Here is a 26,273-nt window from a genome sequence, read left to right as displayed (position 1 = left end):
ATTGGTAACGATAAACGATATCTCTAATTTGGAAGGGGCGAGGGGGTATGCGTGGATTGGATGGCTTATGATCATCGCACCTTTCATTTATATACTGTGCTTAATCATATTGTCGATCCTGATAAAGAAATATCCAAAAGCATTATCTCTAATGAATTGGATATTTGCCGTCTTGTCTTTATGCTTAATCTTTTCTTTAACCCTCATGTAATAGCTCAGACAAGGCTAGATAAAATCTCAATCATAAAGTGCAAGACGGTAAGTCTATGTGGGCAAGCCGCTTTATTTTGGCTCTACAATCACCGTTCCATAAGCAAATACTTCAACCATACCACCTTGCATCCCCATTTCAGTGGTACTTAAACGTACCCCTAGAATTTGATGACCGCCCATGGCTCTCGCTTGTTGCTTCAAACGTACAATCGCTTCACGGCGTGCACGTTCAACGATGCTTTCATAACTGACCAAGCGCCCCCCTAAAATATTTTTAATAGAGGCAAGGATGAATTTAAAATAATCATGCGAGATCACGACATTACTGCTAATTAAGTGCCCTGGATGTTCACTACTTGCAAAGCGGCGGCTATCGATTTGGATATCTGCCAATAGACGTTCATTTTCGTCCAATTCTCTCAAATGCTTTTGCTCGTTATGACGACCAAATCCCCAGCCTACAGAAAATAAAATGAGAAAAATGACAATTTGAAAAATTAAGCCATCCATTCGATATTCCTATGAACTAAATGGATCAGGGAGTTTTGGGGTAATCGGTTGTACCACAACGGCAGTGCCATAGACGAACAGTTCAGATGCACCTTGTGTGATACTAGAGGTTGAGAAACGAATACCCACCACTGCATTTGCACCTAAGCTTTGCGCTTTATCGATCATCCGTTGCATGGCTTCTTGGCGAGACTCTTCTAACAGTTCGGTATACGCAGTTAATTCGCCACCAACAATGTTTTTTAAGCCCGCAAGAAAGTCACGTCCGACATGTTTACTGCGTACAGTGCTGCCATAGACTACATCGAGTTGACGTAAGATCGTATGACCGGGTACAGATTCTAAATTACTCAATAACATTATTTTTTTGACCATTAAAAATTCTTTTTGAAGATAAGAAATATTGAATCAACTTGCAATAAAAAAGCTCACTGATTTGCAGTGAGCTTTTTTTTAATAACCGAAAGGTTACTTGTTGTAGTGCTTTTCAGAACTTGAAGGTTGAAGCGTTACCGTTTCATTGGTTGAGGCTTTTAAACCACCACCCAATGTTTTGTACAGTTCAACCTGATTGTTCTGTTCAGCTTGTTGCAATAACAATAAACCTTGCTCTGCTGCATATGCTGAACGTTGCGCATCCAATACAGTTAAATAACTATCAATCCCAGCGCGGAAACGTGCATTTGAAAGTCTATAAGTTGTATTGGTCGCTTCAACCAAACGTTGTTGCGCTGCAAGACGATCACCGATGTTGGCACGTGTCGCAAGGGCATCATTTACTTCACGGAAAGCAGATTGAACTGACTTTTCATAGTTCGACAATGCAATCTTCTGATCAGTTTCTGAGATTTTGACATTGGCACGACGTGTACCCCAGTCAAAAATCGGCATATCAAGGCTTGGACCGATTGACCACATGCTGTTCGCTGACTTAAATAAATCACTTAAATCAGTTGAGGCGTAGCCTGCAGTACCTGTCAAGCTAATGCTTGGGAATAACTGTGCTTTTGCCGCACCAATGTTGGCACCCGCAGCGCTTAATTGATATTCGGCTGCTTTGACATCTGGACGGTTGTTCAGTAAGTCACTTGGCAAACCAGTAGAAAATACATTCTGTTGAGTAACACGTTTCACAGGTTGCACAGGCAACAGGTTTTGCGGTACAGGTTGACCTACTAAAAGATTCAGTAAGTTTGCTGCTTGTGCAATTTGTGTCTTGTAATTTGCAACGTCATTACGCGCTGTTTCAACAGAGATCTGAGCCTGACGTAACGGAACTTCGCTGTCGATACCAACATCAAAGCGTCGTTTGTTCAGGTTATAAGATTCTTGTTGCGCTTTAAAGGTTTGCTCAGCAAGCTTTAAGTTCGCTGTTGCAAATGAATAATTTAACCAAGCTTGAGTGACTTGGCTAATCAAGCTGATTTGCGTTGAGTCACGCGCACTTTGAGTCGCGAGATAATTATCTAAAGCGGCATCTTTTAGGCTGCGCACGCGACCCCAAAAATCAAGCTCATAGGCAGTGACACCCAAACCCACTTGATACGTTGAATATGGATTGTTTGGATCACGCGTAGGCGTAACCTGACGAATTGCACTGCCACTGGCACCAATCGTTGGAAGCTGATTGTTTTCAGTAATTCGATATTGTTGTTGTGCACGTTCAATATTGAGTGCTGCAGTACGCAAATCACGGTTGTTGGTCAGTGCCAAATCAATCACTTCGATTAAACGAGGATCAGAAAAGAACTGTTTATAACCTTGTTCTGCGATAGAAGGGCCAGAAGCGCTGTTATATGCATAGCTTTCTGGAATATCGGTTTTCACGACCGGTTCTGGGCCGCGCATGCTTTGACATGCAGTCAAAGCAAGCGCAAGTGCAGATACCGCAATGCTACGACCTGAAATAGACCATACTGTTTGCATCACGATTTATGCTCCTGAATGTTTGTAGTTTTAGGTTTGTACTTAAAGATACTACGAATCCACACGAAGAATACAGGGATGAAGAAAATACCTAGAAGTGTTGAAGAGAGTACGCCACCCAAGACACCGTAACCAACAGAATGCTGACTACCCGCACCTGCACCAGAAGAGAGGGCAAGTGGCAGTACACCAAAGCCGAAGGCGAGTGTGGTCATGATGATTGGACGTAGACGCATTTTCGCTGCATGCAATGTTGCTTCTAGTAACTCTTCACCTTGTTCTTGCAAGTCTTTCGCAAACTCTACAATCAAGATCGCATTCTTGGCCGATAGACCAATCACGGCAATAATCGCCACCTGGAAGTAGATGTTATTTGAAAGATTTGGATCATCTTTCAGTACCATACCAAAGTAAGTTAAGAGAATCGCACCGATAATACCGAGTGGGACGACAAGTAAGACCGAGAACGGAATAGACCAGCTTTCGTATAATGCTGCTAAGCATAAGAATACGATCAATAAAGAAAGCGCATAAAGGAATGGCGCTTGAGCACCAGACTCACGTTCTTCGAGAGATAAGCCTGTCCATTCATAGTCGAAACCTTGTAAGCCCATTGATGGTAGCTTCGCAATAATTTCTTCCATGGCTTTCATCGAGTCACCAGAACTTGTACCTGGTGCTGGTGTACCTTGAATGTTCACCGATGACACGCCGTTATAACGTTCAAGACGAGGAGAGCCATAGGTCCATTTACCCGTTGCAAACGCAGAGAAAGGAACCATTTCACCTACATTATTACGCACATACCATTTGTTTAAGTCTTCAGGCATCATACGGCTATCCGCTTCACCTTGAACATAAACTTTCTTCACACGACCACGGTCAATGAAGTCATTAATATATGAACCACCCCACGCCATGCTCATAGTGCTGTTGATGTCAGCAATGCTCACACCCATCGCACCCGCCTGTGCTTGGTCGATCATAATTTGATATTGTGGAGTATCTTCTTGACCATTTGGACGTACGCCAACCAGTCGTTTGTCTTGAGAAGCCAAACCTAAAATCGTATTACGTGCAGCAATCAGTTTCTCATGACCTTGACCCGCTGAGTCTTTCAACTGCAGGTTAAAACCAGCAGTGACACCTAACTCAGGCATTGCTGGAAGCTGTAATGGCATGATATATGATGCATCTTGGACGATCATATTTAACGCCATACCGCGTTGAATGAGTGAACCAATTTGCGTTTCAGCAGTAGTACGATCTTTCCAGTCTTTTAGCTTAATAAAGCCGATACCCGCATTTTGACCAATCCCTGTAAACGAGAAGCCTGATACAGTAAAGATTGATTCAACCGTATCTTTTTCCTTCATAAAGAAGTTGGTCATGGTATCAATAACTTTATCCGTACGATCAAGCGTCGCATTTGGCGGTAGCTGTACCAATGTCATTACAACACCCTGATCTTCTTCTGGTAGGAATGAAGAAGGGAGTTTTTGGAACATGAAGACCAACAAGCCAATCACAACAGCATAGAGCACACCTGAAAAGACTTTGGCTTTCAGCATACGGCTTACGCCATTTTGATAGCCATGTGATACGCGGTCAAAGCTATGGTTAAACCATCTAAAGAAGCGAGCAAAAATATTGTTACTCGGTGCTTTGTTTGGATCATGTTGCTTTAACAATGTTGCACAAAGGGCAGGGGTAAAAGTCAAAGCAACAATCAATGATAAAACCATTGCCGTAACGAGTGTGATCGAGAACTGACGGTAAATTACCCCAGTCGTACCGCTGAAAAATGCCATCGGTACGAATACCGCACTCAATACACTGGTGATACCAATCAGCGCACCAGAGATTTGTTTCATGGACTTTTCAGTTGAAGTGACCGGATCCGTATGTTCTTCAGTCATCACACGTTCGACGTTCTCAACGACAACAATCGCATCATCGACCAGTAGACCAATCGCCAACACCATAGCAAACATGGTCAAAGTGTTGATCGAGAATCCAAAAATATTAATGACTGCAAATGTACCGAGTACAACTACAGGGATCGCCAAAGTTGGAATAATCGTCGCACGCCAGTTCTGTAAGAACAGGAACATGACGATGAATACCAAAATCACCGCTTCAATCAGCGTGTGTACAACACTTTCAATTGAGAGCTTAATGAATGGTGTAGTGTCATATGCCAGTTTGTCTTCAAGACCCGCTGGGTAATTCTTACGTAATTCAGTTAAACGTTCTTCTACCGCAGCCGCAGTGTCCAATGCATTGGAACCTGTTGCCATTTTAATTGCAAGACCACCAGCTGGCTTGCCATTAAACATAGAGTTAAACGCATAGCTATCTGAACCCAACTCTACGCGTGCAACGTCTTTTAAACGAACTTCAGCACCAGAAGCCGTATTTTTCAAGAAAATATTCTTAAACTGTTCAGGCGTCTGCAATAAGCTTTGCGCATTTACCGTTGCATTGATCACTTGATCTTTAACAGCAGGCGCACCACCTAACTGACCGACTGCAACTTGAGAGTTTTGCGCTTGTATTGCACGAGCAACATCACTTGGTGTGAGTTGATAGTTAGTCAGTTTTGCTGGATCAAGCCATATACGCATTGCATAAGAACCACCGAAAACAGTTACCTCTCCGACACCTGCCACACGACTAATCGGTTCTTTGATAGATGAATTCACATAGTCTTTAATGTCAGAGTCAGACATGCTGTTATCTGGTGAATAAAATGCAAGAACCTGTAGGAAGCTTGCACCAGATTTAGTAACAGTTACACCTTGACGCTGTACATCTTCAGGCAAAAGCGCAGTTGCGGATTGTAATTTATTTTGTACTTGAACTTGCGCAATATCAGGATCAATACCTTGCTCGAAGTTAAGTTCAATCGATGCTTGACCATTCCCAGAACTATTCGAAGAAATATAACGTAAACCATCCAAACCATTCATCTGCTGTTCAATGATCTGGGTTACTGTATTTTCAACCGTTTCAGCTGATGCACCCGGATATGTTGCAGAGATAGAAACGGTTGGCGGAGCAATCGTTGGATATTGGGCAATAGGCATCTTTGACAAGGTTAATATCCCTGCCAACATGATGACTAATGCAATCACCCACGCAAATATGGGGCGATGAATAAAAAATTGAGCCATTCAATGTGCCCCTTATGCTTTTACAGTGGCTTTTTGCTCTGCTGAAGCAGGTTGCGCAGCCTTTTGTTCATTTGCTGGTTGGGCTTGATAAGGTTTTGCTGAAACTTCTTGGCCATCTTTGACTTTGGCAACGCCGTCAACAATCACTTTATCGCCAGCTTTAAGACCATTGGTAATAATCCAGTTTTGACCTTGTACACCTGCTGTATCGACAGGACGTGTTTCTACAGCACCCTTGTCATTGACAATCATGACAGTCGCTTGACCTGTTGGTAAGCGCGCTACGGCAGCCTGAGGAATCAGATAAGCATTCGGTACAAGACCTTGCACGATTTGTGCTGTTGTATACATACCCGGAAGGAGCAAATGATTTGGGTTTGAGAACACTGCGCGTAAAGTAACAGTACCTGTATCTTGGTTCACAGAGGCATCTGAGAAGGTGAGTTGTCCTTCAATCGGATAGGTTGAACCATCTTCAAGCTTTAACTTCACTTTGGTGTTGTTGCTGTTGCTTAAACTGCCTTTGCTCAACTGTTGACGTAAACGTAAAAGCTCCGCACTCGATTGATTAATATCCACATAGATCGGATCAAGTTGTTGGATCGTGACCAATGGTGCAGTTTGGTTCGCAGTCACTAACGCACCCGCGGTAACCGATGAACGACCAGATTGTCCAGAAATTGGCGAGCGGATAGTTGAATAACCAAAATCAACTTCTGCATTTTTCACTTGTGCTTGAGCTGCTGAAACCTGTGCTTCAGAAACTCGCACTTGACCAAGTAAATCATCGTATTCTTGTTTAGAAACAGCGTTGCTCGAAACAAGTTGTTGATAACGATTTAATTTGGTACGTAATGAGCTTAGGTTTGCTTGTTGTTGCAAAAGTGCAGCTTTGGCATTGTCTAAAGCTGCGCGATTTGCACGTGAATCAAGCTCATAAAGCGCTTGACCTTCAGAGACATAACTGCCTTCGGTAAACAAGCGTTTTAAGATCACACCACTGGTTTGTGGGCGAACTTCTGAAATTTGATAAGCAGATGTTCGACCTGAAAGTTCAACGTTTTGTTCAATACTTTGCGGTTGAGCTACAATAACACCAACCTCAGCAGGTGGCATTTGTTGTGCAGCAGCAGCTTGCTGTGCATCATCTGTATCTTTGCTACAACCAACAAGCGCGATGCTTGTTGCTAATGCGCAAGCAGTTAGGGCAGGAGCCCAAAGCTTAGCCGACATCATTGTTCCACCTCAATTTAGATTTTGATCTAAAAACAAATTGTTGTTGAAGTTGCTTTGGTACAGCCATAACCAAAGCAACGAAGTCCAAATTAATCCAATTCCCCAGCCTGAGAGCACATCTGTTGGGTAATGTACTCCTAAGTAGACTCTTGATATACCCATCACCATAATCCATAACGTTGCGATTAAAATGACAAATAGGCGATATCGATGTTGTTGACACAATAACAACGCTAAGCTCGCTAGGGTTGCCGCGTAAAGGCTATGACCGCTTGGGAATGAGGCACCATAGCTTTGGACCAAATGATAAAACTCTAAAGGTCTAGGTCGATCAATCCCCCATTTTAGGAGCCAACCAATAGCAATACTTCCGATTACACTTAATGCGATAAAAACTAAACTTTTATAATTTTTCATCCAAGTTTGATATATACACAAAAATGTAATTAAAACGATTAAAAAGGGCATTCCGCCCAATTGAGAAAGTAGGATCGCCACATGATCAAGCACGGAAAAACGGTGTTCAAATAGCATTTGAACACTCAAAAGATCTAAGTTTGATGTAGAGGGGTGAATCAGCCCAATCACACCTAAAACTAAAAAAATGCAACCAATACAAAGTAGTAGGTACGGCATGCGAACCTCAGTTTTTTTGCTTAACGATTTTAAGAGTTGTAGAGTGTTTTGAAGTGTACTCAAGAGTATACTTTTGGTCAAGCATTGAAATTTTATGATAATTTCATTTTCAAGTTTTTTTAAGGTTTAGTAAAAAAACATAACAAAATTTGATTGATATCTCATTTTTTCTCGGTGGTCGTTTTTTCCTGTACTTCAACGGGTTGTTTAGGTGGCCAAAAGAAGTCACTTGGTCTTGTAAGGAAATGAGTCATCACCAAATGTGCCAGTGGTTTCCATTGTGAAAAACGGACTCGACGTGCACGTAAAGCCACAATAATCGTTAAAGTAAAACTGACGAATAAGTTGGTTAAACCGATCAATAACACGCCTAGGAATGACACAATAATCAATGCAATGTCAGGAGAACCAATGGTCATCAAACCTTGAATAAAGTTTGCTGATGCGAAGGCAATATGACGAATATCTAAAGGTAATCCTAGGATAAAACCAATGGTTCCCATGCTCCCAAGCATAATACCGAAGAGAAAGTTACCACCTAAAGCACCTAAATTGGTTTCAATATAGTTGGCAAATTTGTCTAAACGTTCTTGTCCCATCCAGCGTTTCAAGCGACGATGTTGTTTGAGTCGAGGACCAACTTTTCGATACACAGCTAAATTATCAAAGTAACCAGCAATTAAACCTGAAAGGAACAAGCATACACCTGCGATTGCAGCATGCGGTACAGCAAGCGAGGTGAATGGATTGAGACTATGTAATAGCGCTGCTGATTTAGCATGATTTAATAGTGGCTCATCTAAATAAAACTGCCATGAAAATGTGATCAGCGCAGCGACAGGAATCGCAATCGAAATATTACCTAAAATGGCAATAAACTGTGTTCGAATGATATTAATAATTAGCGCAGCTAACTCTGCAATTTGAGCGGTTCGGCTACCTTTTTGCTGTTGTACAGTAGACGCTAGCGCAGCCGCAGTCATGGCGGGTTGTTTGGTTGCAACAGTAAAATGCAACACATGGATCAACATGAAACCGAGTGAATAGTTCATGCTATATAAAAAAGCATGGGTAAACGGTGCTAACACCAAACGTGCAGTCAGAATTTTTAAGGTTGCCATGGTGGCAATAATTGCACCTGCACCAGCTGCTGCTTTGTACATGCCAAAGAAGCCAGCTTTGTCGGTACTTACGTAATGTTCGCCGGTTTTACTCGCGTTTTCTGTTACCTGTAAGGCGATTAATTCACTGGTAGAGGATAGGAGATGACGAACGCTTCGACTATCGTAATGCGCTTTAGTTAGATCTGTTATTAATTCACCCAGAGCAAGATATTTTACTTCATCTTTACTTGCTAATAGGCTGAGTAATAATTCAATACGATCTAAGGCTTGTTCTAATAATGACAATAAATATGTCAAACTAATACTGACACCAATCCGCTTCGTTGCACGACGAATTTTCATCACCACATCACGACACTGATCAAGCATCACGAAAGCTTGTGATGCATCCAGCGGTGGGAGAACTGCAACAGCATCTTGCTGATCAACTTGTTTTTTATATTTTTCTATAAAATCAACTATTTCTCGGTTTTGTACCAAGAATGGTGATTCGTATTCGGTAATATCGGGTTGAGCATTAATAAACTCAGGATATAACCCAATACCACTAATTCGATAGGATAAAACCGTAATGGCTTTGATCAACTCATTGCTTGAAACTTGTTTTTCAGCACTACTATTTGAGCTTTCACAAATCAAATTAAACAATGTAGACCAATCTTGTTTGTCGATGAGATCTAGCCATTCACTGTCTGTTTCTTGGTGAAAGACTTTGCCTACAAGCGTTGTGAGTTGTTGCCCATCTTCAACTAATGGAAGAAAGTGCGCACCTAAACGTTGTCCAAGCTGATTCCAAAAACCATCAAGAGAGAGGATTCCACTATCTGCATATAAGCTAATCTGCTTATATTGGCTCATCAGCTTCAACAAAAAATGCTGAAGTAAATTGGCAGATGTAGGTGTCAGTAACAATGTTTTGATGAGATGATGAATTCTTTGTTTTACTTCATCTGCATCATTTGGGTTTTTTGGTCGTAAGCGATTAACCAATTCAATGAGGAGATTTTCATCAAGAACAGTTTGAGGGTGCTCAAGCTGTTCCTGCATTTTTAAAAATAAATCAGATAAATTTAAATGCATAAGCAGTCAGACATTATTGTAGTCGATGTAAAGCCATCAAGGTTAAATTCATCAGTGCTTGACGATATTCATTGTCAGGCAGTGCTTTCAGTGCCTCTAAAGCCGCGTCAGTTTCTTGTTGAGCACGCTTTTGGCAATAATCTAAACCACCTGAGTGATGAACGATTTCAATCACTTTATCCAAATGTTCGATACCACCAGTTGCGATACTGCGACGAATAATCGCATGATCTTCACCTGTTGAGTGCGCTAGTGCAGAAATTAAAGGTAAAGTTGGTTTACCTTCCATCAAATCATCACCAATATTTTTACCTAATGTTTCTGCATCCGAGGTGTAATCCAAAATATCATCAATGATTTGGAATGCATTGCCAAAATGCCCAGCGAAGCGACGTAACGGTTCACGATATTCTTCAGTACCTGCCAATATTGCTGCACCTTCGGTCGCAAGCTCAAACAAACGTGAAGTTTTACCATGGATAATATTTAAATAGATTTCTTCTGTGGTGTCTGGTTGATGTTGAGATTGGAGTTGTAAAACTTCACCTTCAGCAATCTCACATGTCCCCGTTGAGAAATCTTTTAATAGTGTCATGTTGTTTAAATCGACCAGTAGGTCAAATGCACGTGCAATCAAAAAATCACCGACCAAAACCGCAGTTTGATTATTCCACGTTGCATTGGCTGTCGGGCGGCCTCGTCGTAAATTGGATTCATCGACGACATCATCATGCACCAGTGTCGCGGTATGCAACATTTCAATGACAGCGGCTAAGTGTTGAGCTTGCTGCATATTGGTTAACCCACATGCACGTGCAGCAAGTAGACACATAATCGGGCGCATACGTTTGCCGCCAGCTTCAACTACATGCTTGCTCACGGACATTACTAAGCCGACTTTAGAACTGATTCCTTCATTGATGAGGTGATCCATCGCAGCAAAATCTGTCGCAACAGGGGAGAGAATGTCTTGCTTGAAATCGATGACCATATGAAGAAGAACCTCGTATAGATGAGTGAGTGCGTTAAGTGTATCAACTAATCTGTTGCTAAACATTGATACACATATGGTTATTTGCCGTTTAGAACAGGGTAAGGTGTTTTTTTGGTCTTATTTTAGGCAGAAAAATTGACTTCCTGACCGAGACAAAGACGGTTTCTAGATTTTGTTAAAACACAGTTTGTTATTGCCAAATGGGTTGGTTAAAAATGTATTGCAAATCACAAAAAGAATCAATCAAAACAATGTATGGTTAATCTATTTGATTTTATTGGGAAAATAAAATAATGCATACGGATCTATGCATTTATGCAAAATCACTTGTTGTTTGATCAATTTTCACTTAAAATTTGTCCCCTTGTATAACCCCAGTGGCGTTCGTTTTAAGTTCGGTATATCCCTTTATCGACACGACGACACGGGCATGTTGGAGTACATTATGTACGCAGTAATCCAAAGCGGTGGTAAACAGCACCGTGTTGTTGAGGGTGAAACCCTTAAAGTTGAATTGTTGAAAGCTGAAACTGGTGCAACTATTACGTTTGATGACGTATTAATGCTTGTAAACGGTGATAGCATTCAAATCGGTGCTCCAGTTGTAGCTGGCGCAAAAGTAACTGCAGAAGTAGTTGGCCATGGTCGTCACGACAAAATCCGCATCATCAAAATGCGTCGTCGTAAACATTACCGTAAACAACAAGGTCACCGTCAATGGTTTACCGAGTTGAAAATTACTGGTATCGCAGGCTAACACGAGGAGTAAATAGACATGGCAACTAAAAAAGCCGGTGGATCGACTAAAAACGGTCGTGATTCGAATCCTAAGATGTTAGGTGTTAAAGTTTACGGTGGTCAAACTGTAACTGCTGGTAACATCATCGTTCGTCAACGTGGTACTGAGTTCCACGCTGGTGCAAATGTTGGTATGGGCCGTGACCATACTTTATTTGCTACTGCTGACGGCGTAGTAAAATTTGAAGTGAAAGGTCAATTTGGCCGTCGCTACGTAACTGTTGAAGCTTAAGCTTTTATGGTTCAAAAAAAGCCCGCGTTAAGCGGGTTTTTTTATGGATATATTTTAAAAGATTTTTAGTTTGAATAGTGGCCGAATTTTCCAGTTTTAATATCATCATAGGCTTCAAGAATTTCATCATAAGTATTCATTACAAAGGGGCCATGTCCATTGATCGGTTCATTTAAAGGTTGGGCGGATAAAAATAACAAATCACAATCCTCAATCGCTGTTATTTCAACATCGCTACCTAAACTCGACATCACGGCTAGAGCTTGTTCTTCAAGATGATCTTCATCCGCTGCAAACATGGCTTTGCCTTTACGCAAGTAGATTAATGTTGTGGTTCCTTCTTCTGCGGGGAGGGTAATTTGCTGGTTCTTTTTTAAATGAATGTCAAAAATATTCATTGGGGTAAAGGTTTTGGCTATCCCTTTTTTATTTTGATATTCACCAGCGACCACGCGAATATAACCTGCTTGATGCTCGAGAGTGAATTTAGGAATCTCACTATTGGATAGGCTTTGATAACGTGGAGCTGACATTTTGTCTTTAGCTGGCAAATTCACCCATAGTTGTACCATTTCAAAGTTTCCCCCTCGTTTACGAAACTCAGGGCTAAATTGTTCGATATGTTGGATACCTGAAGCGGCAGTCATCCATTGCACATCACCTTGTTGAATAAGACCTCCCTGACCAGTAGAGTCCTTGTGTGCTAATTCTCCTGCAAAAACAAAAGTCACGGTTTCAAAACCACGATGAGGATGCTCATTGACACCTTTTTTGTTACTTTGAGGTTCTAGTCGTCCAGGACCAAGATGATCGAGCAATAAAAAAGGAGAGGTGGTATTTCCAAGTTCATGATATGAAAATACTGATAGCGCTGGATAAAAGTCACCAATAGCAAAACGGGTATCGTTCCGATGAATAAACGCAAGACTTTTCATGGTTTTGGCTTTTTGTGTCATTAGAGTTAGATTATCAAATTGTAAGCTGTGGTCTAGTGCATTCTTTATAAATTATTTCTTCTGTGGGGTCAGAACAAGCTTCCTAAAATGCCGTAGAGAATTCGAAATTTTATTTATTACAATTTCTACATAAAGCCTGCAACTTCATACATAATGCTGAACTTTGCGACACGAACTACACAAAACCGCTGCTTTTCTTCATTTTTTTAATGATTAAAAACAGTAAGATGTCGTCATAACAGTAGGACTCTGATAGAAGGTTCATTTTATGAATTTTATGAAAAAAATAGCTTATGCGACAACTTTAAGTGCAATCACACTAGCACCTGTTGTCAGTATTCAGGCGTCTGCTGCACCTGTGGCGGCATCGGCTCAACAGGCAACGACGAGCTTGGTTCAGCAATTATCAGGTTTGCAACGATTCACTGCAGATTTTGAACAAACAACCAAAGTCAGCAACAACAAAAAAGCAGCCCAAAAACGTGGCTTAACAGCTCAACACATGAATCAGACTTTTAAAGGTGTGATGAAAGTTGAACGTCCAGGTAAATTTTATTGGGAAATTACCAGCCCAGCAAAGCAAACGATTGTGACATCTGGAAAAACAGTGTGGATTTACGATCCTGATTTACAGCAAGCTATCCGTCAAAACCTAGACGATCAAGTAGCAAACACCCCAGCATTGCTGTTGTCGGGTAACACCAATCAAATTATGCAGTCTTACCGTGTGACACAGCCTGATCGTACCAAACTGTACTATACCTTGTATCCGAAACAAGAAGACAGCACGTTCCAAAGTTTAACGATCAGCTTTGGGGCAAACAAAGCGCCGAATTTAATGATTTTACAAGATTCATTAGGACAAACCACTTACGTCCGTTTTAGTAATCTTAAGGTAAATCAAGCAATTCCTGCTTCAGTATTTAATTTTGAACCACCAAAAGGTACCGATATTATTGATCAATAATATCTCCGTAGGTGTGATCCAAAGAGCCGCAGATATTGCGGCTTTTTGTCAGATACATATTTTAATTTCATCTGTGATCAAGGCTTCGTATAGTGAAGAAAAACATTAGAGACTTGCATGACAATGAACAGTTCAAAATCATTAACATTGGTTCCACTGATTCCGATATTGACAGTTTTCGCCTTAGTAGGTTGCCAGCCAAAATCAGATTCAACAACCAAGGTTGAGAAAGCTGATATCCCTCTGGTTCAAGCTCAAGTCGTAGCAGTTGAGTTACCTAAACAGAAAGTATGTTTAGAGGATGGTTGTACCAACTATGATCTGCAAACGGTAAAAACCAATCTACAATGGATAGATGATTATTTTGTGGCACGCATGAAAAAAGCGGAACCAAATGCGTTTGCAAATTTGAAAGATCAACAAGTTAAAGTGCCTGAGGGGGAAGCCGCATTAAGTGAAAGTAGTACTTATGTACGCTTTGTTGGACAAAATTATAATTTGGCAACTTTTGCGGTTCAGAGTTATACCTATCCTGCGGGAGCTGCACATGGGATGTATCATCAAGAATTTGTTAATTTTGATTTAAAGAATAAAAAACATATTCGTGTACAGGATTTGATCAAGGAAGGAATGGATCAGGAGCTTCGTGACGAGTTATATGCTGCAAATCAAAATTGGTTAGATGAGCACAATATTAAGAAGGACCAACTACAAGTCAGCGATAACTATTATTATGGTGTGAATGGAATTGTATTTGTTTATCCACTTTATGAACTCGCATCCTATGCCGAAGGAATGAGTGAATTAACCTTGCCTTATTACGCAGCAAAAGAATTTATCAAGGCAGAATACTTGCCAAGCCTACCGAAAGTCCCAAATTAATCTAGATACGGCATCTGCAATTACGAGGTAGATGCTGTATTTTTTCAGGTTAAAGCCTTACACTATAGCCAGTTTTTTCTCTATTCATGATTGATTATGATCGACCCAAAATTACTTAGAAATAATATCGAAGTGGTAAATGCTGCTTTGGCAAAACGTGGTATTCAGCTCGATGTGCAAGAATGGGCTGATTTAGAAGCTCGCCGTAAAGATTTGCAGTCTAAAGCAGAAAATTTACAAGCTGAACGTAACGCTGGTGCAAAACAAGTTGGTCAAATCAAAAAGTCGGGTGGGGATGCATCAGAAATCATGGCACGTATGGCTGCGATTGGCGATGAAATCAAAGCTGCTGAAGTCGCACTGGCTGAATTGCAAACTGAGCTTGAGCAGAAGTCTCTTGCGATTCCAAACTTGCCAGATGAGTCAGTGCCATTTGGTAAAGATGAAAGCGATAACTTAGAAATCTTAAAATGGGGTACACCACGTCAGTTTGATTTTGAAATCAAAGATCATACTGATCTTGGCGAATGGATGGGTGGTCTTGAGTTTGAGACAGCAACTAAGCTCACAGGTTCACGTTTCAGTGTGTTGAAAGGTCCTTTAGCGCGTTTACAACGTGCTTTAACCCAATTTATGTTGGATACTCATACGCTTAAAAATGGTTATACCGAAGCTTATGTTCCATATTTGGTAAATGCTGATACCTTACGTGGTACTGGTCAATTGCCAAAATTTGAAGAAGATCTATTCAAGCTGCAAGGCGAAAAAGAATATTATTTGATTCCAACAGCAGAAGTGCCGATCACGAACTTTGTACGTGATGAGATTATTGATGCAGAACGTTTGCCACTTAAATATTCAGCACATACACCATGTTTCCGTAGTGAGGCGGGTTCTTACGGGCGTGATACGCGTGGTTTAATCCGTCAACACCAATTCGACAAGGTTGAAATGGTGCAAATCGTCAAGCCAGAGCACTCTATGCAGGCACTTGAAGAGTTAACTGCACATGCAGAGGGCATTTTGCAGGCACTTGGTTTGCCGTATCGTAAGATTTTGCTCTGTGGTGGTGACATGGGCTTTGGTGCAGTTAAAACGTATGACCTCGAAGTTTGGGTACCAAGCCAAAATACGTATCGTGAGATTTCAAGTTGCTCAAATATGGGCGATTTCCAAGCGCGTCGTATGAAAGCACGCTACCGAGTGGATCAGAAGAAGATCGAATTGGTGCACACCTTAAATGGTTCAGGTCTCGCAGTGGGGCGTACCTTACTGGCAGTCATGGAAAACTACCAACGTGCAGATGGTTCAATCGAGATTCCTGAAGTTTTACGTCCATATATGGGCGGTGTAACTTATATCGATTAAGCCAGGCATTGAATTTGTGCATAGTTTTTGCTTTATCTCAATCAGATTGAAAAATATAGAGGCATGATGTGGAAATTTTCCCAATCTCTTTAAAGTTGCAGCAGCAACGATGTCTGATTGTTGGTGGCGGGCATATTGCTTACCGCAAAGCAAATTTATTGGTCAAAGCAGGTGCAATTGTTGATGTGATTGCACCTGAGATCGAGCCTGAATTAGCGGCTCTTGTTGAAAAGTCAGCAGGGCAGTGTATTTACAAACCTTTTTCAGAAGATACGCTTGCAACCTCTTATCGCTTAGTCATCGCTGCGACCGACCAACCTGAGGTCAATAAAACGGTATTTGAACAATGTGAACAGCGTAATTTGCTGGTCAACAGTGTGGATGATATTCCACATTGCCGTTTTATGGTTCCTGCAATTATTGATCGTTCGCCTTTGGTGATTTCAGTTGCATCTAATGGAGCATCACCTGTTTTATCCAGACAACTTCGTACTCAAATTGAAACGATTGTGCCGCATGGAATGGGTAAACTTGCTGATTTTTCTGGAAAATGGCGCAAGCAGGTAAAGGAAAAAATCATCAATCCTGATGAGCGCCGTATCTTCTGGGAAAACCTGTACGCCAGTCCACTCAAAGAGCAAGTCTTTAATGACAATATTGATGTGGCTAATGATCTGATTCAACAAGCACTTAGCAAATGGACTGCGCCGAAAGGTGAAGTTTATTTGGTGGGCGCAGGGCCAGGCGATCCGGAACTGCTGACGTTAAAAGCCTTACGTTTGATGCAACAAGCTGATGTCGTAATTTATGATCGCTTGGTGTCTGCACCTATTCTGGAGTTATGCCGTCGTGATGCGGAAAAAATCTATGTAGGCAAAGCACGTTCCAATCATTCGGTTCCGCAAGATGGCATTAATGCTTTACTGGTGGAATATGCGCAAAAAGGTAAACGCGTTTGCCGTTTAAAAGGCGGCGATCCTTTTATTTTTGGACGCGGTGGGGAAGAGATTCAGGAACTTGTCGAGGCTAATGTGACTTTCCAAGTGGTACCGGGAATTACTGCTGCTTCGGGTTGTTCTGCCTATGCTGGTATTCCGCTGACACATCGTGATTATGCACAAAGTGTACGTTTCTTGACGGGTCATTTAAAAGAAGGCTCGCCTGAGCTACCTTGGAATGAACTGATCTATGAAAACCAAACCTTGGTGCTATATATGGGCTTAGTCGGATTAGAGCGGATTTGTGAGCAATTGATTGCACATGGTCAGCGTCCAACGATGCCAGTGGCTCTTATTTCAAAAGGGACTACTCCTGAACAAAAAGTGGTGGTCGGTACATTGGCGGATATCTCGACCAAAGTATCCGAACATCAGATCGTAGCACCGACTTTAACCATTATTGGTGAGGTGGTGAGTCTACGTGAACAGTTAAAATGGCAATAAAATCTCTCCTTGCGGAGCTATAACCGCTCCTCACCTCTTTAAAAAGAGAAGTTCCTCCCTTTGAAAAAGGGAGGCTAGGAGGGATTGTGAAAAGTAGAGAAAATTTGTGATTCATGTCGTCCTATACGAGCCTGAAATTCCAGCGAATACAGGTAATATCATTCGTCTATGTGCCAATACAGGTGCGCAACTCCATCTAGTGAGACCGTTAGGTTTTGAATTAGATGATAAAAAGTTGAAACGTGCAGGTTTGGATTATCACGAATGGGCGAGAATGCAAATCTGGGACAATATCGAATTATGTCTTGCTGATTTAAAAGCCAAAGGCGTGGAACATGTTTTTCCGCTCACTACAAAAGGGTCTGCAACACCACATACAGTTGATCTTAACCGTCCTGTTGCATTGTTGATGGGACCTGAAACCCGTGGTTTGCCTGAGCAAGTTCGCTTGATGTTCCCACAAGAACAGTGGATTCGTCTGCCAATGGCTGAAAACTCCCGAAGCTTAAACCTGTCGAACGCAACCGCAGTCATTGTTTACGAAGCGTGGAGACAGCAGGGCTTTAAACAGCTCTGATGGGAGTAGATATTGGGGTATTTTTTACTGCTCTTATTCTCTGCTGCCGTGTTTGCTTTGCAAATTAAGGGCAGTTTGTTCACTGCTTGATGTTTTCAACCTCTGTAATAGTAATCAGAGGTTGCAGATACAGACGAAGTTTACTGAATTATTCTATTTTCGCCTGAATAGCATCAAAGCGTTGTTGTGCATAAATAATCTGTTCGATATTACTTTCAGCCCAATCTTTTAACTGAAATGCCATTTCTGCAACTTCTAAACCTAAAGCGGTCAATGAGTACTCCACACGAATTGGGGAAGTATTTTGGACTTGTCTTTCAATAAAACCATCTCGCTCAAGCATTTTTAATTTTTGTGAAAGCACCTTTGGTGAAATTCCTTCGATGTTCTTTTTAAGCAAATTAAAGTGCTGACTCTCTTTTGCCAATACATTGATGATCAATAAAACCCATTTATCTGCAATTTTTTCAAAAAATAATCGAGCAGGGCAATGTTGCTGATAAACATTATATTTCAAGTCGTTAATCATCTTTAACACCCACAAATTTTCTATTTAAGTTTCCTAGTTACCTATTGGTAACTAATTGACACCTAGTTTCTAAAATATATCATTAAATTGAAATTTTTAAAAACACTAGGTGAACTCATGACAAAAATTGCAGTGGTTTATTACTCTGGCTATGGTCATACCAAGGTCGTTGCTGAAACTTTTGCTCACGCAATTGATGCAACGTTAATCGAGATTGATCAAAATGGTGAAATTACGGAACAAGATTGGCAGACTTTAAGTGATGCACAAGGGATCGTGTTCGGGACACCCACCTACATGGCCGCTGCACCGTGGCAATTTAAGAAATTTGCTGATGCATCATCAAAGATCTGGTTTACGCGTGGTTGGCAAGACAAAGTTTTTGCAGGTTTCACCAACAGTGCAAGCTTAAATGGTGATAAGCAAGTGACCCTCATACAATTACAGACTTTGGCTTCACAGCATGGTGGAATATGGGTCAGCTTAGGTTTACTTCCAGCCAATACCAAAGCAGCAAAACGAGAAGATGTGAATAATCTAGGTGGATCAGTAGGGTTGTTGGTGCAATCGCCTTCGGATGCGAGTATTGATGAGATTCCCTCTGGAGATTTGGAAACGGCTAAACATTATGCACAACGTGTCAAGGATGTCGTGGAGCGTTTAGCTTCTGCATAATACAAAAAAGGTGCAGTTGTAAAACTGCACCTTTTTAAATGAACTAAATGAGAAGCAAATTAATGCTTGTCATCAAACTCATTGTATTGTGGAGCGGTATATTTAAAGCCTTTTGTTTTATAGCCTAAATATAGCACCCCAAACATTGCCCACCATAAACCGTATTTCAATGCAGTTTCTTCAATTTCTAGCCATAAGGCAAAGATACTGATAAAACCACATAACGGAATAACGACATAATTGATGATTTCTTTCAATGTTTTGGTACGGCCATCTCGAAGTGCATAACGAGAAATAACCGATAGATTTACAAAGGTAAATGCGGTTAAAGCACCAAAACTAATCATCGAAATTACAATATCTAGATCCATAAAGCCCGCAGATAATGCTACGAGACCGACAATCAAGATGTTATAAGATGGAGTAAATGTTTTTGGACTGATATGACCAAAAATCTTTTTGTTAATAATGCCGTCACGACCCATAACATACATAAGACGTGAAACACCTGCATGAGCTGAAATGCCTGAAGCCATTACCGTAATAATTGCAAACGCAAGTACATAAGATTGGAACAGCGATCCACCCACGAGTAATAGGATTTCTGGTTGTGTTTCAGCAATATCTTTAAAGTAACTGCTTGGATTACCAGGGAAATAAAGCTGAATGAAATACGTACTGATAATGAAGATTACGCCTGCAAATAATGCAGTTAAGAAAATTGCTTTAGGCAATGTCTTTTCAGTGTCTTTGGTTTCTTCAGCAAGTGAACTCAGCGAGTCAAATCCCGTAAATGAGAAACATAGTAAAGTTGCACCTGTGATCAGTGCACCCACTGATGTGAGTTCGTTCCAAAATGGCTCTAAAGTCCAAAGTTGATAACGAGTTTCTGCGGTGATAGGACCATCCGCATTCATTCCCATTTGTAATTTGCTATACACCAAATAGGTAAACGTTCCAATTACCAGTAACTGTACTAACACGATCCAGCTGTTAAAGTTCGCAACAAATCGTGCACCCCTTAAATTAACACCCGTCATGAAAGCAGTAAGTACCAATACCCATACCCAATGGTTGATATCAGGAAATAATGCGGTCAAATAAATGACAGCAAGAATGATATTCACCATAGGAGAGAGTAGGTAATCCAACCACGATGACCAGCCCACCATAAAACCGACGTTCGGATGAATCGATTTTTGTGCATAAGTATAGGCAGAGCCAGACGAAGGATAACGTCGGATCATATGCCCATAGCTAATTGAAGTTAGCAAAATGGCAACAAGTGCGAAGATATAAGAGGTGGGAACATGGTGATTACTTGCTTCGGATACGAGACCGAAAGTATCAAATAATGTCATTGGCTGAACATAAGCTAAGCCAATAATTATGACATGCCATAGACCTAATGTTTTTTGCAGTTTAGCTGCTGATTGAGTCCCAGAGATGTTTGTCAACGGCGTTATCCTCATATCGTTGATCAAGGATCAGCTATGGTTTAAGGATCATTTGAGACAAAAATGATCCCCCCTACAGAAAAAAAAGCGAAGTGCGCCAATCTATCCTAATTTGGCGTAAATTGTCAGCACTTTTCTGTATTTTTAGCAATTTTTTTGCCAAATTGGGTGAAAAATCGATGAATTATGGGTTCATTTGCCATAAAAAAGCCCCGAACCTTAAATTTACATGGATCATTATGTAAAGCTAAGTGAGTCGAGGCTTTTTTACTCAAGATTTATCTAGCTAAGAAAGGCATTACCATGCTTTTTGCAAAATAGCACGAAGATCTTGGAAATTTGCTTCTTTAGGATTGTAAATGATAGAACCATCATTCAGGGCTTTTTCTGCAACCTCATCCAGTTGAGCTTCAGTCACCTTACCTGTTTCTCGCAAAGTACGCGGTAATTTCGTCAGGCTGTGTAAACGATCACGCATAGTCAAAATAGTAGCAATGGCTTTGTCTGCACGTTGGCTTGCAGAAGTTTGAGAATAGATGTCTGCGCCAGCGAGTGGAAGCAATAATTCACCAATCTTTTGACCATTTACCTCTTTGTTATATTCGAGTACATATGGCAAGAATAGGTTCATGCAAAGTCCGTGAGGGAGGTGAGCAACTGCACCTAAAGCATGACCAAGCGAGTGAACGAGACCGACCATTGAGTTTGAAAATGCGATACCAGCCATTGTCGATGCTTGTGCAAGTTCTAAACGACCTTGAGCATCACTTGGATTGTCGAGGACTTTGAATAGATTTTCACTGATTTTCTTAATACCCGCACTTGCATATGCATCACTGAGAGGGTTTGCTGCTAAACACGTATAAGCCTCTACACAGTGAGTGAGTGCATCCATACCTGTCATTGCTGTTAAATGCGGTGGCAAAGTCATGGTCATACGTGGATCTAAGATCGCAGCATGAGGCATCAAATAATAAGAAGCAAAAGCCAGCTTCACATTGCGCTGAGTATCGGACACTACAGCAACCATCGTGACTTCAGAACCTGTACCTGAAGTGGTTGGAATGACGAAAAATGGTTTAAGTGGCTTCGGTAGATTGTGTGCACCTGAGTACTGTAGTAAATCATTACCGCCTTCAGATACCAAAATATTGGTCGCTTTAGACGTATCAATCACTGAACCGCCACCAATGGCAATAATGGCATCACAATTTTGTGTGCGATAAGTTTCAGCAGCTGAGCGAACTACTTCTAGACTTGAGTCAGGTGGAACATCATCAAAAATTGCACCGATTACAGCATCTGTAGTACTGAATGCTGCTTCAATCGGGTTAAGTAAACCATTTGCACGAACGCCTTTATCCGTAATGATCATTGGGCGTTTTGCACCTAAAGCTGCAAGTTCAAAAGGAATATGCTCTAACGCAGCGTTACCAGCAATGACTTTTACAGGACAGAAAAACTCGTAATAAGGCTTAGCCATGTTATGCGCTCCGTTTGAGATATGATTTAGCGACTTTAAGATAGATATTCTTTGCACCCGTGAATTTTTCTTTTAATGTCAATTCAGCTGGGTAGCGTTTTACCGCGAGTGAAGCAACTAATTTTGGTAGGATTAATGCTTCCATTTTATTTAAACAACGAACGAGACGGATTGCATTAGATAGATCACCATCGGCAATCATGCGGTCATTGGCAAATGCTTGTGCCGTACTCTCTTGAAATGAGAACACTAAAAATGCATGGGTCAGATGCTTAAAGGTGATGGTTAAATCTGGCTTACCTTTGTAATTGGATACAAGTTCCAGCGTTTTTTCTTCGGTTACTTTTGCAATAAATGCAGGTCCATTGGGGAAAACATTCATCGAAAGTACAAAACCGATAGGAAATTTTGATACTTCCTCATGTACTTCATCATCCACTTGACTTGCCATGACTAAACCACGACCAACAACATCCATCATGAGTTTGACGTAGGCAAATTGCAAGGTGGGCTTCACTGCTTTGCTTGAAATCACTTGCGTATCCCTTGTTAAAATTATGCAAAAAGCTAATTTAGAGTATTTACTCTAATTTATTTTGTTTGAATTGAAAAGCAAATTATTCAGATTTGACTACAAGGTCATGAAACAAATTTGTATTTTGTAAATAGTGCGCAAAATCCTCACAAAGTTGCTCAAAGTTTGGATAATCCTGTAGTAAGTCTTGCAAGCGTACCATCTCTAAACCCGCATATCCACAAGGATTAATGGTTTGAAAGCCTGTTAAACTACAATCAATATTAAGAGACAAACCATGATAACTCCGACCTCGACGAATTTTAAAGCCAAGTGAACCGATCTTACGCTCCTCTACATATACACCAGGTGCGTCAGCTTTGGCATAAGCAGTAATATTGTATTGTTTAAGCACATCAATCATTGCTTGTTCGGCAAAACTAACGAGGGTACGAACATTCCATTTCAAACGATTTAAATCAAACAAGAAGTAAGCCACTAATTGTCCTTGACCATGCCACGTGACTTGACCACCACGATCTGTTTGTACAATTGGTATATGGCTGGGAATTAAAATGTGCTCTGCTTTGCCTGCTTGTCCCTGAGTGAGTACGTCATGATGTTGTAATAACCAAATTTCATCAGGACTATCCGCATCTCGATTTTCGGTGAAATTTTTCATCGCTTCAAATCGGTCAGTGTAGTCTTGGAGGTCTTTGAAACAGCGAATGATTAATGAGGGCTTCTCAAAGTTCATTACAACATTTTTCCTTCGATTGGTGCAGTTTTTATCTTGGCATTGATTATCTAATCATTTGAGAAAGATAAATAGTCATCTTTTATAAAATTGGCCGAAAACATTCGATTATTATGATTATTCTAAGCTAAAAGAAAAAATCCAAAACACTTTCGCATTTTGGATTTTTCTATTAAAGCGCTGTCTTAATTAAAGGACATGCTGCAAGGTCAGCGTATAAAGCATGAACTTGTTCTAATTCTTCAAAACGCAATTGCGCTGTCAAAGAATGATATTTACCTGTACGTGAAGGTTGGACTTTAATTGAGTCACCATCAAATTCAGGGAAGTGCTTCTGCAAAATATCAACAACAGCTACTCGAAGTTCATCCCCTGCATTACCAATCAATTTGATTGGATAGTCCATTGGGAAAACCCAAAGATGTTCTTGCAATTCACGAGAAGGAGTGCGGTCTAACATGAGCAACCTCTTAATTTGAAACGCCTGCATCAGTGCAGGCGCTTATGATCTAATACATAAATGGGGATAAAGTATTGAACTTCAAGTCCTGAGTAATGGCTGGAACCATCACTCAGGACTTCCCTAAGATTAGTCGTTTTCCAAGAATGAACGTAAGTGTTCTGAGCGAGAAGGGTGGCGCAGCTTACGTAACGCTTTGGCTTCGATCTGACGAATACGCTCACGTGTTACATCAAACTGTTTACCGACTTCCTCTAAAGTATGATCGGTTGGCATATCGATACCAAAACGCATTTTCAATACTTTCGCTTCACGTTCAGTTAAGTTCTCTAGGACTTCACGTGTCGCTTCTTTTAAGCCTTCTGAGGTCGCAGCATCCACTGGAGAAGTGATGTTCGAATCCTCAATGAAGTCACCAAGATGCGAATCTTCATCATCACCAATCGGTGTTTCCATCGAAATCGGTTCTTTCGCGATTTTAAGCACTTTACGAACTTTAACTTCGTCCATTTCCAGACGTTCACCTAATTCTTCAGGAGTCGGTTCACGACCCATTTCTTGAAGAAGTTGGCGAGACACACGGTTGATTTTGTTAATGGTTTCAATCATGTGGACTGGAATACGAATAGTACGTGCCTGATCCGCGATTGAACGCGTAATCGCCTGACGAATCCACCAAGTTGCATAGGTGGAGAATTTATAACCGCGACGATATTCAAACTTGTCCACGGCTTTCATCAAACCGATGTTACCTTCCTGAATAAGATCAAGGAACTGTAAGCCACGGTTGGTATATTTCTTCGCAATCGAAATTACCAAACGTAAGTTTGCTTCAACCATTTCTTTTTTAGCACGACGTGCTTTCGCTTCACCTACAGCCATACGTTTAGAGATATCTTTAATATCTTTCACGTTCAAGCCAAGTTCTTTCTCGATATCAGCAATCTTTTGTTGGAATGCCAACACATCAGGACGAACTTTTTCTAAATGCGCTTTGATTTCCGCTGGGGCTTTTGCGATTTGCTCATCTAACCAAGCTGGATTTGATTCTTGTTCAGGGAAGGTGGTACGGAAAGTTGTACGATCCATACGACCACGGCGAACCGCATAGCGCATGATTTCACGCTCATTGGCACGGATTTGGTCATGTGTACCACGAATCATTTCAGAAATGATATCAAATAAACGCGGGGTAAATTTGAACATCATAAATACAGCCGCTAACGCTTCAAGCGCAGCCTCAGCTTCTTTACTGTTACGACCATGCTTTTCGATAACTGCTTTAGTTTCGTTCCAAGCGGTTTCTAATTCAGTGAAACGTACTTTGGCAACTTCAGGATCAGGGCCCGAATCACCTTCTGAGTCATCATCACTTTCAGATTCTTCTTCGTCATCATCGTCAAGTTTGACTTCTTTGGTTGTTGAAGTTGAGCTTTCTTCTTCCTCGATTTCAGCTTCGTCTTCAAGAACTTCGGGAATTTCTTCGTCAGTTTCTGGGTCTAAATAACCAGAGAGAATATCAGCAAGACGGCGCTCACCAGTTAAAAAGTCATTATATTCTTGTAAAACCACTTCGACGGCATTTGGCCAGTAGGCAATCGAATGCAAAACATCACGAATACCTTCTTCGATACGTTTTGCAATACTGATCTCGCCTTCACGAGTCAAAAGTTCAACCGTACCCATTTCACGCATGTACATACGTACTGGATCTGTAGTACGACCAGGCTCACTTTCAACCGATGCTAATACGGCAGCAGCTTCTTCTTCAGCAACTTCATCTGCTGCTTCAGTCGATTCACCAAACATAGTGTCATCAGTTTCTGGTGCGCGCTCATGCACAGGAATACCGACGTCTTGGAGCATTTGAATAATATCTTCAATCTGCTCACTTTCTGTAATCGAGTCTGGTAGATGATCGTTAACCTCAGCGTAAGTTAAGTAACCTTGTTCTTTGCCTCGGCTAATCAGAGCCGCTACTTGCGAAGTAGGGGAATGCATATCGCTCATCTTTGCTTACTCTTTTGTTGAATCTGTGGCGGTGAAAAACCGTGCATGATAGCACAATTCACGAGGAATGTTTTGGATTTGATCCGTTTGCACTAAATAAAAAATAGGTTTTATTTTCCAATGATTTTTTGAATATGGGGGTGTGTCGTATTTTTTCAAGCCTAAAATTCCTAAAGGTGTTTTTATACATGAGGTTCTTAGATTATAAATACACAAAAAAACTGCCGAAAAAAAGTACAAAACTACGTTTTATAGTAAAAAAAGCAAATAA

The 26,273-nt window shown here is 41.0% G+C and carries 23 protein-coding genes and 1 pseudogene; 8 read left to right on the top strand and 16 right to left on the bottom strand.

Features of this window, described 5'->3' with window-relative positions:
• Positions 1 to 282 precede the first annotated feature (282 nt).
• The 8 genes and pseudogenes from DK207_RS12130 to sdsA form a co-directional block, all read right to left on the bottom strand.
• The gene (locus DK207_RS12130; RefSeq protein ID WP_109441409.1) at positions 283 to 723 is read right to left on the bottom strand and encodes a YbjQ family protein; all 441 of its coding nucleotides are present in this window, start codon (positions 721 to 723) and stop codon (positions 283 to 285) included.
• Positions 724 to 732: 9 nt separating this feature from the next.
• Positions 733 to 1,083 (bottom strand): YbjQ family protein, encoded by a 351-nt coding sequence (locus DK207_RS12125; RefSeq protein WP_162540231.1) that lies wholly within the window; start codon positions 1,081 to 1,083, stop codon positions 733 to 735.
• A 108-nt stretch (positions 1,084 to 1,191) separates the two neighbouring features.
• The gene (adeK, locus tag DK207_RS12120) at positions 1,192 to 2,649 is read right to left on the bottom strand and encodes a multidrug efflux RND transporter AdeIJK outer membrane channel subunit AdeK (RefSeq protein ID WP_109441407.1); all 1,458 of its coding nucleotides are present in this window, start codon (positions 2,647 to 2,649) and stop codon (positions 1,192 to 1,194) included.
• On the bottom strand, positions 2,649 to 5,825 hold the full coding sequence (gene adeJ / locus DK207_RS12115; protein WP_109441406.1) for a multidrug efflux RND transporter permease subunit AdeJ: 3,177 nt from the start codon (positions 5,823 to 5,825) through the stop codon (positions 2,649 to 2,651). The genes adeK and adeJ overlap by 1 nt, the downstream gene beginning before the upstream one ends.
• Positions 5,826 to 5,837: 12 nt before the next feature.
• The gene (locus DK207_RS12110; RefSeq protein ID WP_109441405.1) at positions 5,838 to 7,061 is read right to left on the bottom strand and encodes an AdeA/AdeI family multidrug efflux RND transporter periplasmic adaptor subunit; all 1,224 of its coding nucleotides are present in this window, start codon (positions 7,059 to 7,061) and stop codon (positions 5,838 to 5,840) included.
• Positions 7,048 to 7,697, bottom strand: a pseudogene (locus tag DK207_RS12105) (phosphatase PAP2 family protein). The gene DK207_RS12110 and the pseudogene DK207_RS12105 overlap by 14 nt, the downstream one beginning before the upstream one ends.
• A gap of 161 nt (positions 7,698 to 7,858) precedes the next feature.
• Positions 7,859 to 9,901 carry a site-specific recombinase gene (locus tag DK207_RS12100; RefSeq protein ID WP_004640429.1) on the bottom strand — a complete coding sequence of 681 codons (2,043 nt, stop codon included), beginning with the start codon at positions 9,899 to 9,901 and terminating at the stop codon, positions 7,859 to 7,861.
• A gap of 13 nt (positions 9,902 to 9,914) precedes the next feature.
• A complete protein-coding gene (gene sdsA / locus DK207_RS12095) occupies positions 9,915 to 10,892 on the bottom strand; it encodes an All-trans-nonaprenyl-diphosphate synthase (protein WP_005083044.1) in 978 nt (325 codons plus the stop codon).
• A 448-nt stretch (positions 10,893 to 11,340) separates the two neighbouring features.
• Here sdsA and rplU point away from each other — a divergent pair, with 448 nt between their 5' ends.
• A complete protein-coding gene (gene rplU, locus DK207_RS12090) occupies positions 11,341 to 11,652 on the top strand; it encodes a 50S ribosomal protein L21 (RefSeq protein WP_005083041.1) in 312 nt (103 codons plus the stop codon).
• 18 nt (positions 11,653 to 11,670) lie between these two features.
• Positions 11,671 to 11,925: a 50S ribosomal protein L27 gene (gene rpmA, locus DK207_RS12085; RefSeq protein ID WP_004640422.1), complete on the top strand. Its 255-nt coding sequence runs from the start codon at positions 11,671 to 11,673 to the stop codon at positions 11,923 to 11,925.
• Positions 11,926 to 11,990: 65 nt separating this feature from the next.
• Here rpmA and DK207_RS12080 read toward each other — a convergent pair whose 3' ends face one another.
• Positions 11,991 to 12,860, bottom strand: a complete 870-nt coding sequence (locus DK207_RS12080; protein WP_109441427.1) for a pirin family protein — start codon at positions 12,858 to 12,860, stop codon at positions 11,991 to 11,993.
• A gap of 289 nt (positions 12,861 to 13,149) precedes the next feature.
• Here DK207_RS12080 and lolA point away from each other — a divergent pair, with 289 nt between their 5' ends.
• The 5 genes from lolA (at position 13,150) to DK207_RS12055 (ending at position 18,117) form a co-directional block, all read left to right on the top strand.
• On the top strand, positions 13,150 to 13,848 hold the full coding sequence (lolA, locus tag DK207_RS12075; protein WP_109441403.1) for an outer membrane lipoprotein chaperone LolA: 699 nt from the start codon (positions 13,150 to 13,152) through the stop codon (positions 13,846 to 13,848).
• A gap of 117 nt (positions 13,849 to 13,965) precedes the next feature.
• Positions 13,966 to 14,730, top strand: a complete 765-nt coding sequence (locus DK207_RS12070; RefSeq protein WP_109441402.1) for an RsiV family protein — start codon at positions 13,966 to 13,968, stop codon at positions 14,728 to 14,730.
• A 96-nt stretch (positions 14,731 to 14,826) separates the two neighbouring features.
• Entirely contained in the window at positions 14,827 to 16,098 is a 1,272-nt protein-coding gene (gene serS / locus DK207_RS12065) for a serine--tRNA ligase (protein WP_109441401.1), read from the top strand.
• A 68-nt stretch (positions 16,099 to 16,166) separates the two neighbouring features.
• On the top strand, positions 16,167 to 17,540 hold the full coding sequence (gene cysG / locus DK207_RS12060; protein ID WP_109441400.1) for a siroheme synthase CysG: 1,374 nt from the start codon (positions 16,167 to 16,169) through the stop codon (positions 17,538 to 17,540).
• A 106-nt stretch (positions 17,541 to 17,646) separates the two neighbouring features.
• Positions 17,647 to 18,117: a tRNA (cytidine(34)-2'-O)-methyltransferase gene (locus tag DK207_RS12055; RefSeq protein ID WP_109441399.1), complete on the top strand. Its 471-nt coding sequence runs from the start codon at positions 17,647 to 17,649 to the stop codon at positions 18,115 to 18,117.
• A 148-nt stretch (positions 18,118 to 18,265) separates the two neighbouring features.
• Here DK207_RS12055 and DK207_RS12050 read toward each other — a convergent pair whose 3' ends face one another.
• On the bottom strand, positions 18,266 to 18,646 hold the full coding sequence (locus DK207_RS12050; protein ID WP_109441398.1) for a winged helix-turn-helix transcriptional regulator: 381 nt from the start codon (positions 18,644 to 18,646) through the stop codon (positions 18,266 to 18,268).
• Positions 18,647 to 18,763: 117 nt separating this feature from the next.
• On the opposite strand from DK207_RS12050, the gene DK207_RS12045 reads away from it, so the two are divergent.
• Positions 18,764 to 19,321, top strand: a complete 558-nt coding sequence (locus tag DK207_RS12045) for a flavodoxin family protein (protein WP_109441397.1) — start codon at positions 18,764 to 18,766, stop codon at positions 19,319 to 19,321.
• 59 nt (positions 19,322 to 19,380) lie between these two features.
• Here the strand turns inward: DK207_RS12045 and DK207_RS12040 are convergent, their stop codons facing one another.
• The 6 genes from DK207_RS12040 to rpoD all read right to left on the bottom strand — a co-directional run bounded on the left by DK207_RS12040 (position 19,381) and on the right by rpoD (position 26,002).
• Complete coding sequence (locus tag DK207_RS12040; RefSeq protein WP_109441396.1) at positions 19,381 to 20,778, bottom strand: APC family permease; 1,398 nt, start codon at positions 20,776 to 20,778, stop codon at positions 19,381 to 19,383.
• A 298-nt stretch (positions 20,779 to 21,076) separates the two neighbouring features.
• The gene (locus DK207_RS12035; protein ID WP_109441395.1) at positions 21,077 to 22,261 is read right to left on the bottom strand and encodes an iron-containing alcohol dehydrogenase; all 1,185 of its coding nucleotides are present in this window, start codon (positions 22,259 to 22,261) and stop codon (positions 21,077 to 21,079) included.
• A gap of 1 nt (position 22,262) precedes the next feature.
• Positions 22,263 to 22,796 carry a hypothetical protein gene (locus DK207_RS12030; RefSeq protein ID WP_109441394.1) on the bottom strand — a complete coding sequence of 178 codons (534 nt, stop codon included), beginning with the start codon at positions 22,794 to 22,796 and terminating at the stop codon, positions 22,263 to 22,265.
• An 82-nt stretch (positions 22,797 to 22,878) separates the two neighbouring features.
• Entirely contained in the window at positions 22,879 to 23,532 is a 654-nt protein-coding gene (gene lipB, locus DK207_RS12025) for a lipoyl(octanoyl) transferase LipB (RefSeq protein WP_109441393.1), read from the bottom strand.
• Between the two features lie 172 nt (positions 23,533 to 23,704).
• A complete protein-coding gene (locus tag DK207_RS12020; RefSeq protein ID WP_109441392.1) occupies positions 23,705 to 23,992 on the bottom strand; it encodes a YbeD family protein in 288 nt (95 codons plus the stop codon).
• A 129-nt stretch (positions 23,993 to 24,121) separates the two neighbouring features.
• The gene (gene rpoD / locus DK207_RS12015) at positions 24,122 to 26,002 is read right to left on the bottom strand and encodes an RNA polymerase sigma factor RpoD (RefSeq protein ID WP_109441391.1); all 1,881 of its coding nucleotides are present in this window, start codon (positions 26,000 to 26,002) and stop codon (positions 24,122 to 24,124) included.
• Between the last annotated feature and the right edge of the window lie 271 nt (positions 26,003 to 26,273).

Origin of the sequence: Acinetobacter haemolyticus (genome assembly GCF_900406815.1) — a bacterium.
GTDB lineage: Bacteria > Pseudomonadota > Gammaproteobacteria > Pseudomonadales > Moraxellaceae > Acinetobacter > Acinetobacter haemolyticus_A.
The sequence above is the reverse complement of the archived record's forward strand: the minus strand, read 5'-3'. Positions and strand labels throughout refer to the sequence as shown.

What these genes read in the sequence shown, in the direction of transcription:
- DK207_RS12080 (WP_109441427.1), bottom strand. Translation starts at nt 12,860, where the DNA reads ATGAAAAGTCTTGCGTTTATTCATCGGAACGATACCCGTTTTGCTATT.
- lipB (WP_109441393.1), bottom strand. Translation starts at nt 23,532, where the DNA reads ATGAACTTTGAGAAGCCCTCATTAATCATTCGCTGTTTCAAAGACCTC.
- adeJ (WP_109441406.1), bottom strand. Translation starts at nt 5,825, where the DNA reads ATGGCTCAATTTTTTATTCATCGCCCCATATTTGCGTGGGTGATTGCA.
- DK207_RS12100 (WP_004640429.1), bottom strand. Translation starts at nt 9,901, where the DNA reads ATGCATTTAAATTTATCTGATTTATTTTTAAAAATGCAGGAACAGCTT.
- DK207_RS12035 (WP_109441395.1), bottom strand. Translation starts at nt 22,261, where the DNA reads ATGGCTAAGCCTTATTACGAGTTTTTCTGTCCTGTAAAAGTCATTGCT.
- lolA (WP_109441403.1), top strand. Translation starts at nt 13,150, where the DNA reads ATGAATTTTATGAAAAAAATAGCTTATGCGACAACTTTAAGTGCAATC.
- adeK (WP_109441407.1), bottom strand. Translation starts at nt 2,649, where the DNA reads ATGCAAACAGTATGGTCTATTTCAGGTCGTAGCATTGCGGTATCTGCA.
- rplU (WP_005083041.1), top strand. Translation starts at nt 11,341, where the DNA reads ATGTACGCAGTAATCCAAAGCGGTGGTAAACAGCACCGTGTTGTTGAG.
- DK207_RS12020 (WP_109441392.1), bottom strand. Translation starts at nt 23,992, where the DNA reads ATGTTAGACCGCACTCCTTCTCGTGAATTGCAAGAACATCTTTGGGTT.
- rpoD (WP_109441391.1), bottom strand. Translation starts at nt 26,002, where the DNA reads ATGAGCGATATGCATTCCCCTACTTCGCAAGTAGCGGCTCTGATTAGC.
- rpmA (WP_004640422.1), top strand. Translation starts at nt 11,671, where the DNA reads ATGGCAACTAAAAAAGCCGGTGGATCGACTAAAAACGGTCGTGATTCG.
- sdsA (WP_005083044.1), bottom strand. Translation starts at nt 10,892, where the DNA reads ATGGTCATCGATTTCAAGCAAGACATTCTCTCCCCTGTTGCGACAGAT.
- serS (WP_109441401.1), top strand. Translation starts at nt 14,827, where the DNA reads ATGATCGACCCAAAATTACTTAGAAATAATATCGAAGTGGTAAATGCT.
- DK207_RS12050 (WP_109441398.1), bottom strand. Translation starts at nt 18,646, where the DNA reads ATGATTAACGACTTGAAATATAATGTTTATCAGCAACATTGCCCTGCT.
- DK207_RS12070 (WP_109441402.1), top strand. Translation starts at nt 13,966, where the DNA reads ATGACAATGAACAGTTCAAAATCATTAACATTGGTTCCACTGATTCCG.
- DK207_RS12130 (WP_109441409.1), bottom strand. Translation starts at nt 723, where the DNA reads ATGGATGGCTTAATTTTTCAAATTGTCATTTTTCTCATTTTATTTTCT.
- DK207_RS12110 (WP_109441405.1), bottom strand. Translation starts at nt 7,061, where the DNA reads ATGATGTCGGCTAAGCTTTGGGCTCCTGCCCTAACTGCTTGCGCATTA.
- DK207_RS12045 (WP_109441397.1), top strand. Translation starts at nt 18,764, where the DNA reads ATGACAAAAATTGCAGTGGTTTATTACTCTGGCTATGGTCATACCAAG.
- DK207_RS12125 (WP_162540231.1), bottom strand. Translation starts at nt 1,083, where the DNA reads ATGTTATTGAGTAATTTAGAATCTGTACCCGGTCATACGATCTTACGT.